The 8,071-nt window shown below is 59.7% G+C and carries 5 protein-coding genes and 5 pseudogenes; 2 read left to right on the top strand and 8 right to left on the bottom strand.

Annotated features, from left to right (window positions below; translation table 11 throughout):
* Positions 1–480: 480 nt before the first annotated feature.
* The 3 genes and pseudogenes from FXV83_RS09295 to FXV83_RS45390 form a co-directional block, all read right to left on the bottom strand.
* Positions 481–948, bottom strand: a pseudogene (locus FXV83_RS09295) (tyrosine-type recombinase/integrase); the annotation flags it as partial.
* Entirely contained in the window at positions 948–1,250 is a 303-nt protein-coding gene (locus FXV83_RS45385; protein ID WP_148738888.1) for a tyrosine-type recombinase/integrase, read from the bottom strand. The pseudogene FXV83_RS09295 and the gene FXV83_RS45385, both read right to left, overlap by 1 nt.
* 212 nt (positions 1,251–1,462) lie before the next feature.
* Positions 1,463–1,819 (bottom strand): annotated as a pseudogene (locus FXV83_RS45390) (site-specific integrase); the annotation flags it as partial.
* A 322-nt stretch (positions 1,820–2,141) separates the two neighbouring features.
* On the opposite strand from FXV83_RS45390, the pseudogene FXV83_RS09310 reads away from it, so the two are divergent.
* A pseudogene (locus FXV83_RS09310) lies at positions 2,142–2,285 on the top strand (transposase domain-containing protein); the annotation flags it as partial.
* Positions 2,286–2,331: 46 nt separating this feature from the next.
* On the opposite strand, the gene FXV83_RS43940 reads toward FXV83_RS09310, so the two are convergent.
* From FXV83_RS43940 to FXV83_RS09325, 4 genes and pseudogenes are all read right to left on the bottom strand, one after another.
* Positions 2,332–2,703 (bottom strand): hypothetical protein, encoded by a 372-nt coding sequence (locus FXV83_RS43940; RefSeq protein WP_235939351.1) that lies wholly within the window; start codon positions 2,701–2,703, stop codon positions 2,332–2,334.
* Between the two features lie 686 nt (positions 2,704–3,389).
* The gene (locus FXV83_RS43945) at positions 3,390–3,746 is read right to left on the bottom strand and encodes an IS4/Tn5 family transposase DNA-binding protein (protein ID WP_347341042.1); all 357 of its coding nucleotides are present in this window, start codon (positions 3,744–3,746) and stop codon (positions 3,390–3,392) included.
* Between the two features lie 73 nt (positions 3,747–3,819).
* A pseudogene (locus FXV83_RS09320) lies at positions 3,820–4,824 on the bottom strand (IS5 family transposase); the annotation flags it as partial.
* A 258-nt stretch (positions 4,825–5,082) separates the two neighbouring features.
* A pseudogene (locus tag FXV83_RS09325) lies at positions 5,083–5,718 on the bottom strand (IS630 family transposase); the annotation flags it as partial.
* Between the two features lie 511 nt (positions 5,719–6,229).
* Between FXV83_RS09325 and FXV83_RS09330 the strand changes: the two are divergent.
* Positions 6,230–7,174 carry an HpcH/HpaI aldolase/citrate lyase family protein gene (locus tag FXV83_RS09330; RefSeq protein ID WP_148738891.1) on the top strand — a complete coding sequence of 315 codons (945 nt, stop codon included), beginning with the start codon at positions 6,230–6,232 and terminating at the stop codon, positions 7,172–7,174.
* A 309-nt stretch (positions 7,175–7,483) separates the two neighbouring features.
* Here FXV83_RS09330 and FXV83_RS09335 read toward each other — a convergent pair.
* Positions 7,484–8,071, bottom strand: a 588-nt coding sequence (locus FXV83_RS09335) for a group II intron maturase-specific domain-containing protein (protein ID WP_148738892.1), incomplete at its 5' end; no start/stop codon positions are given.

The raw sequence follows: 8,071 nt of genomic DNA on the forward strand, positions 1-8,071 counted from the left end.
GACCAGATCAGACCTTAGCGCGTGGTCCCTGCATGACGCTCACAATGAAGTCGCGCCCTCGGGTTATTCATAGAAGCAACTAATGAGTGCAGACCAGGAGACAGTTCGGTAGGGCGGGCATAAATCAACCAGGTAGAGCCACTAAAGAAGTCGCTCATCTGTGGTTGAAGCATCTTCGAAGATAGGTCTGCTGGCGCAATCCAGGGCCGGCGAGGTGATGTTGTGTATTGGGCAAACCTGACAGGGCCACTGGGCGAGTTGCTGGGACCGTATAAAAAGGCGTCACCGCGGATTGCGTCGTGCGGAGATGCAGGAAACACTGCAGTCGGACAAGCCAAGAACGTACACCCGAATAACGTGTGTGTCTGATGGTTGTTAGACCTTGGTCTGTGATCGTACAGCTATGCCAATATTGCAGCGCATGTGCATCGGGATATTATGCATTACTCTATATGGAGTGGCACGGAACAGAAGGTGTCAAACGCCATCATGACCGAGCCATAGCGCGTTCACGGAGCAGTCGACGCCGGCTTGCAGCAGTTCCATCGCAGCGCTGTGCCTCAGCACATGCGGTGACACGCTCTTGGCCTTCAAAGACGGGCAATTCTTGTGAGCGAGACGAACATGCTTTCCCAGCAGCGACTGGACGCTGTCGGCACTGAGCCGGCCGCCGTGCACGTTTGGGAACAGCGCTGTTGCTTCCGCCCTTTGCCGACGCATCGTACGTGTGCGCCAGGACCCGAGGTGGACGGCATCCCGCTCAAGGCCAGTCAGCTTGGAGAGGCGTAAGCCCGTCTGGTCCGCGAACAGCAGCAAGGTGTGATCACGGCGGCCAAGCCACCTCGTTCGATCGGGCGCTTCGAGAACCGTCTCGATCTCGGGGCGCGTCAGGAAGTGCACCTGTCGCTTATCGTGGCGCTTGCTTGGTATGGCGAGCACGCGCTGGATCAGCGAAGCTCGGTAGCGAGACTGTGTCGGAAGATATGGCCGCCGCGGTGTGCGCAACCTTCGATTCCAACGCGATCAAGGGCGGCCTTGGCGATCATGGTGATCGCACATCCGGAAGCAAACCCGATGTGCGGCGGGAGTGTGCGGACGAACAACCGTCGGCGCGACGACTTTGGGCGGCCACTGCCGAGATATGCAACGATGGCCGCGCCAACGTCTGACGGTATCGGCATCCGTGCACGCTGTCGGCCCTTGGCGCGAACGAGCATCTCGCTGGCGCGCCAGTCGATATCATCGAGCATAGCGTTGCGACTTCGTTGGCCCGCAGGCCGAGCTTGGCCAGCAACAACAGAATGGCGTAGTCGCGCCGTCCCATCACCGCCTCTCGGTCGCAACCGTCAAGAGCCTTCTGTACCTGAGCGGCAGGCAGATAGGTCGGCAGAGTTGCGAGCTTCCATCGTCGCATCGATGGAACGCAATCCGCCAATGGGCGCGCGTTCAGCCCCCGATGGTGGAGGTAGCGGAGAAAGGCGCGCAACGACCAGCACATTGCCTTGCCTGTTATCGGGCTCCAATCCTGGGCGTGGCGCTCAATGTAGCGGATCACGTCCTCTTGGTTGATCTTGCCCAGGGCGGCGCCGCCGGAGCACACCTCGTGCAAAAACCTGCGGATGACCGGGAGATGGCGTACGATGGACCTCGGGGCCAAGCCGCGCTCTGATCGCAGGTAGGCATCGAACTCCTTGAAGATCCGTTCGTGCGGGGTGAGAGGCGGTAGCACCAACGGCGCGATCGCGCCTTCCTCGCGCAGCAGTTGGATAGAGTGCCTCCCGCCTCGATGTCGGAGGTACCGCTCAACGACCCTGCTCATCGAGATCGACCAGCTTATAGCGACGGCCCGCGATCCAACTCAGGAGCCCGCCAACTACGTTGAGGCAACGCCACGCGCCGTGCCGAACGAGCCTCTCTTCGACGAGACGAACGGCGTAGCACTCGACGAGCCGTCCGTGCGGCCCGCTTCTGAGCCGCCGGTACAGCCGGCTTCGGCCCAAGTACTCCTCAACTTCCATCTTCCTGTTCTCCGCTGATGCCAGCGGAGGCACACAACGAACTATGCCGAACCGACCAAACGCCGGTCAGCGAGAAATCTGGGGAACACGACCCGACTCGGCATAGTTCGGCGGGCGGCATAAACAGCCAAAATGGACGACGTGGATCCACAAGCCTGGCTCGCCGACGTCCTGGCACGCATCGCTGCACATCCGGTCCAACGGCTCGACCAACTTCTACCCTGGAATTGGCGCGAGCGAAATAAGCAAGTCAACCAAGCAGCCTGAGTGACCGCTACGCGGTCCTCACCGGCTCTCAATTACCCACAAATTCTCATCCGATCATAGCGCCCAGTGCGATGTCGGTGAGGCGCGACAGCCCGCGCCACATGACCGTATTGCCGGGCGGCAGATCGCTGGCGCGAGCGAGATAGCCGCCGAGCCGGGCGATCTTGATCAGATAGTGCGAGAGCGTTTCCTGTCTTGATTTTGGTTTGTCGTTGACGAGGCGATCGAGTACGCCGATTTCAGTTGCAGTTAACGCAAGGGTTGGGGGCGCATCTGGGGCAGAACGCTTGAGCATCGTCATCCAGAAGACCCGCCAACTCAGGATGCAAAATAGCGAGATCAGATTAGTCAGACGCTGGGCGGTCCTAAGCTTCGATTCCTCAGCTTTGCAGCCCGATTTGAGGATCTTGTGGAACACCTCGATCTTCCATCTCAAAGCATACCATTCGAAGCTTCTCAATGGCCTCAGTGCGGGAACCAACAGGCAGATCTGTGATCAGCTTCCACTCGATTTTCTTCCTGTTCTTCGGCGTCACGCGCTCCTCGCATGGATCACCGTCAAGATTAGTGCGGGATATAGCGCTTCTGCTTTCCAATCGGCGGTAGGACGCGAATCTTGCGATACCTGATCTCAAGAATGGCTTCGGCGCCATCGCCGTTGGTGTCTCTGACATCGATGCGATGCCGTCCCTCGACGGCAACCTCGCCCATTTCGTCGGCGATCGTTGACCCCCATTGCCAGCCAAGCGGTCAACGCAAGTCCTGATCACGAAATGCGTTCCAGCTTCTCGGGCCGCGCAGAACAGCTCATAAATGTCGCTCTCGCGATTACCGACATGGACGCACCGTCTTGGATCACCCAGCAGCTCCGTGGATTGCCGGACATTGTCCATCCACCGGATGCTCTCCTTCTTCTCGATAAGAACGCGCGTCGGATTGATCTTCTTCTTAATCGAGGCGGCCCCCTTGAATTATCCCGGCTCCAGAATTTGACGGCCGACAGTCCAAGCGGCAGCCCTTCGGTCGTTATCGCCAGGCTGGAGTGCATCAGGATGCCGCAAACCGTGTGCGATCTGAGGCGACCCGCCTTATCCCGTCCACTGTTTACGCTCTTGGTGATGCCGATCGCTTCTGAACTTTCGCGTTGATCGGTTGTGTCGTGCAGCACAAGAAGGAGACCGCCAGCGTTGGCGGCACGCTCACGCGTCGATTGGAAATGGCCGGCCTGAATGTCCGCTTCGAGAAGAAGCGGTAGGCTGCCTTGGTGTTCGCCCAGTCCTGGCAGACGAGCGGAATGCTCTGTCCCATGGCGCCTCCAATCTGGGTGAGCAGTTTGCGGAATCTATCGCCGAGCCGCGCGTCCCTAAACTCGCATCCAGCAATCTCCTGATCAATCCAACAGTCTTCGCCCAAGGACCGCAAACAGCTTCTCGCCGATCGCCCCTTTAGTGTCATCGCCATAGAGCACCCCCTCAGGTGCTCAGCAAGGAATCACAAGTGATTCTTTCGACTCAAGATTTCGCCGATCAGCGGATCAGCCCGGGTGGTCAAAGTTATGGGTAATTGAAAGCTTCACCGGAGGGAGACCCAGATTGTAGGCGGTGGCAGCGAAGGTAAAGGCCCATGCGACGCGATCACGGCCACGGAAGCTGGTCTTCTCTTGCCCGGCAACCGTCTTGATCCAGCCGAATGCCTCCTCGATCCGCTTGCAGATGCGCTGGCTGACGGCATAGCCGCCGTGCCGGGTCGTTCGCCCGTCAATCGCAGAGCTACGGCCGCTCGTGTTCTGTGCCACATGCGGCGTCACGTTCATCGAGCGCAGCTCGTTGACGAAGTCTTCCGCATCGTAGGCTTTGTCGGCGCCAAGCGTGATCGCTGTCGGCCGGTCGGCACGAGGCTCGATCATGTGCAGCGCGGCCACCCGCTCGGCATGCCCGTCGGCCTGCGTCAGGCAGGCGTCGACCAGCAGGCCGTGGCGGTTCTCCATCAGCCCGTGCCCGATGAAGCACAGCTTCGTTTCCTTGCCTTTGCCCTTGCGCTACAGCCTGGCGTCCGGATCGGTGGGCGAAGCATGGGTGTCATTCGAGCGTTTCTGGCCATGGAAGTCCGCGTCGGCATTGCGGCCGCCGCCTTGGGCCGGCGGCTCGCCTGAGCCGTCCTTCGGCTTGACACTCTTCATCGAGGCCCAGGCCTCGATCAGCGTGCCATCGACTGAGAAGTGATCGCTCGATAGAAGCTTCTTCACCTTGGGCTGCGCCAGCACCGCCGCCAGGAACTTCGCCGCGATGTCGCCTTCCAGCAGCCGGTCGCGGTTCTTCGAGAACACCGAATGGTCCCAGGCCGTGTTGTCGACGCCGATTCCCACGAACCAGCGGAACAGCAGGTCGTATTCCAACCGCTCCATCAGAAGCCGCTCGGAGCGGATCGAATAAAACGCCTGCAACAGCATCGCCCGCAGCAGCTTCTCCGGCGGCGGGATCGACGGCCGCCCAATCGGCGAATAGAGCGCAGCAAACTCGCGCTCCAGCACCGCCAGCGCCACAGCTCGCCCGTTCGATTGTCACCGCCGCGCACGCACCGTCTCCGAATCTCATCGGAGCCAATGAATCATGGTCGCCGGTCGGCGGCGAGCGCCTTTTTCAACGCCTGCTAGGGGGCGCTTTCGTGCGATGCATTGCGAGGCGGCCGACGATAAATTGATTGACCTGATCCAGAGACGGAGGATGGAAAGAACAAAGAGCTTCCGGGTCTGGATGTTTGGCCAAGTGGCTGCGCAACGAAAGCGGCCTGCCGATATCGTGCCATGACGCTGGTAATCATGGGTGACGCCCTCGATGTAGCCGAACCCCATAGGAAGCATGGGCTGTGTTCGTTCGAGGGACTGAATTTGGCTCTTCTCATCGACGCAAAGCACCACGGCCTTGTCAGGCGGATTGAGATAGAGCCCGACCACGTCGCGCAGCTTCTCGACAAAGAAGGGATCGGTCGAGAGTTTGAAGCTGCGGGTACGGTGAGGCTGCAGACCGAAGAGTTGGAACAGGCGATGAACCGTGCTTTTGGCGATTCCCGTCTCTTTGGCGATGGCGCGCACGCTCCAATGGGTTGCGGCTTTGGGCTTGCGAGCGAGTGTCTTGGTGATCAGTTCGGCCCCAGCCTCATCCTCAACCGTGCGGGGCCTGCCGGTACGCATCTCGTCGTAGAGACCTTCGATGCGATTTGCGATGAAGCGATTGCGCCATTTGCCGATCGTATGGGGGCCGACACCAAGCCGCGTCGCCACGGCGGCGTTGCTCGGCTCACGTTCGCAGGCCAGCACGATCTTTGCTCGCAGCGTCAGCGCCGCAGGGAGCGAGCGCGACCGTGTTATGGCCGTGAGCTCCGCGTGTTCGTCGCTGGAAATCGTCAGCATCGCCTTCGGGCGTCCGGTGCGCATCGGGTATCTCCTTCGATCAGGATACCCGAAAACCCATGCAATAATTATGCTACGAACTTGCGGGACAGAACACTAGGTGTTTGTCTCAGATTTTGAAGGGGGCATCCTTATCGCATATTCGAAGAAAGCGCTACTTAACTTAGCTCGCCTCCCTGCAACGAAGGCGATCGACCTTCCTGCGTAGACCTGCCGCGTCGGTGTGCAGCGGCCCGGCGGGCCGGCATGCGGGCCCCGGGAGTACGTTTCAGACTTGTCCGTTTGCATGGCGCGAAGCCGCTGGCGCCATGCAAACGCGTCGGTCGCAGTGACCGTTCGGATCGTGCAGCGGTTTCGGCAACGCCGCTGCTCCCGCCGACTTTGATCGGGCGACGGCAGCCCACAAGGAAAGGTAGGTGCGCAGGCAATTCAGACATGCAAAAAGGCCTCAAGCTACAACGGTCGCCCCCGAGCCAGGAAGAGGCACCGACATTGATGCGGCGTTGGAAATGTGAATTCAAACGAGGAAGAAACTATGCCTCAGACATATCGAGAAGCTCGCTGGTATCGCTCGATGCTCTATGTGCCTGGAGACAAACTCGATTGGATGTTAAAGGCGCCCAAATATGGCGCGGATGCCCTGATTTTCGATCTCGAAGACTCGGTCGAGGTTACTCAGAAAGCTGAAGCTCGCAACACAGTCGCGGCAGCTATTAGGGAGCTACGCACCGGCCCCTTCGGGCGTTTCGTGAGGCTCAATGGATGGCGAACAGGCTATCTGCTAGACGACCTTAATGCGGTTGCAATCGATGGCCTCGACGGGGTGGCGCCCGCTAAAACGGACGATCCGGAAGAGATTGCCGCTCTGGATCTTGTGCTTGGGGAGTTGGAGAGGTCGCGAGGGCTGCCGGCCGGCCGAATCGAGATTTGGCCACACCCGGAATCTGCATTGGGGATGTACAGGCTGTACCAGCTTTGCACGGCATCCCAGCGAGTTAAACGAGCCGGCTGTTCTGGTGGCCCAACCCCAGGTGGAGACGGGGCTCGCTCCCTAGGCCTCAACCACGCGACCGAAGAGGGGATTTACTTCGGAGCCTATTCCGCGCTGCAGGCACGCGCTGCGGGGATTGTACAGGTCGAGGGCGCCATGATGGGACGATTGGATGACCTCGAGTCAGTGCGGCGAATTGGCGAAAGATCGAAGCGCATGGGAGCATCGTTTGGGTCGGCGATCCACCCCAGCCATATCCCCATCATCAATGAGATCTATTCGCCATCGCAGGAGGAGATCCATGAGGCGTGTGACATCATATCGGTCTTGGCAGAGGCCACTTCCCGCGGCGAGGGCGCGGTTCGGTACAAGACAACGATGGTACTGGATTATGCGCTTGTTCGGACTGCCATGGACGTCCTTAAGAAGGCTCAGGCAGTCGGAATTGATGTTGGCGACGTTCCAAATATAGAGCTGCCACCTCTTTGAGAACATCTAGCGACGGACCGACCGGATGAAGCTGGCGAGCGATCATCCGGTAGCGCTATTTAGCAGCACTTGGATACGTGCCATCGGCTCGTCTGGCGCTTAAATGCTTCAGCTTCGCTCGGTCGGCTACTTTCCGGCGCAAGATTGATGTTTGAGCTGCTGCCGGTTTGATGGACACCAGGTTAAGCTAAAGCGGGATGGGTTTAGACTGAATCGATTTGGGATTGATCGGGATAGGGGGACGTCTCGCGACGTCACCCCTCCCACACCACCGGGCATACGGGTCCGTACCACGGCGGTTCGATCGGGTTAAGCTGGCACAGGCATGAAGATTCGGGGGAGACCAAGAGAGTCGAACACATGATTTCGTAGGGCGTGTTGAACCGCCGGGTGTCCGGACATGCGCCAGAGTCCCGTCGGTGAACCGGCAGCGACCGATGCGGCGAACTTCGCGATGCCGAGGCGGCGAAGCTCCGTGAATCGGTTATGCCCGTTCCGCCATTGCCGCCAGAGATACAACCGCAGTCTCCGGCGGATCCAGGCTTCCAGGTTCGTTAGCACGCGCGGGGTCTGACAGAAGCCGAAGTACCCGCGCCATCCGATGAGGTATGGCGTGAGGTCTGCGATCATCTGCTGCAAACTGATCCCTCGCGTCCGGCATGTGATTTCCCGGATTCGGTCTTTGAACTTGTCGAGGGCTTTCGGCGCAATGCGTCGCTCGCTCCCGTCATTCGCAATGCTGAATCCGAGAAACTTACGTTCCTCGGGTCGCGCCACCGCGCTTTTGGCCTCGTTGACTTTCAAGCGGAGCTTGTCGGTCAGGAACCGGCTTGTCGAGGCCCTCACCCTTTCGCCGGCGTGGTGGCTGCGAACATAGATGTTGCAGTCATCCGCGTA

The sequence above is a fragment of the Bradyrhizobium hipponense genome, from assembly GCF_008123965.1.
GTDB lineage: Bacteria > Pseudomonadota > Alphaproteobacteria > Rhizobiales > Xanthobacteraceae > Bradyrhizobium > Bradyrhizobium hipponense.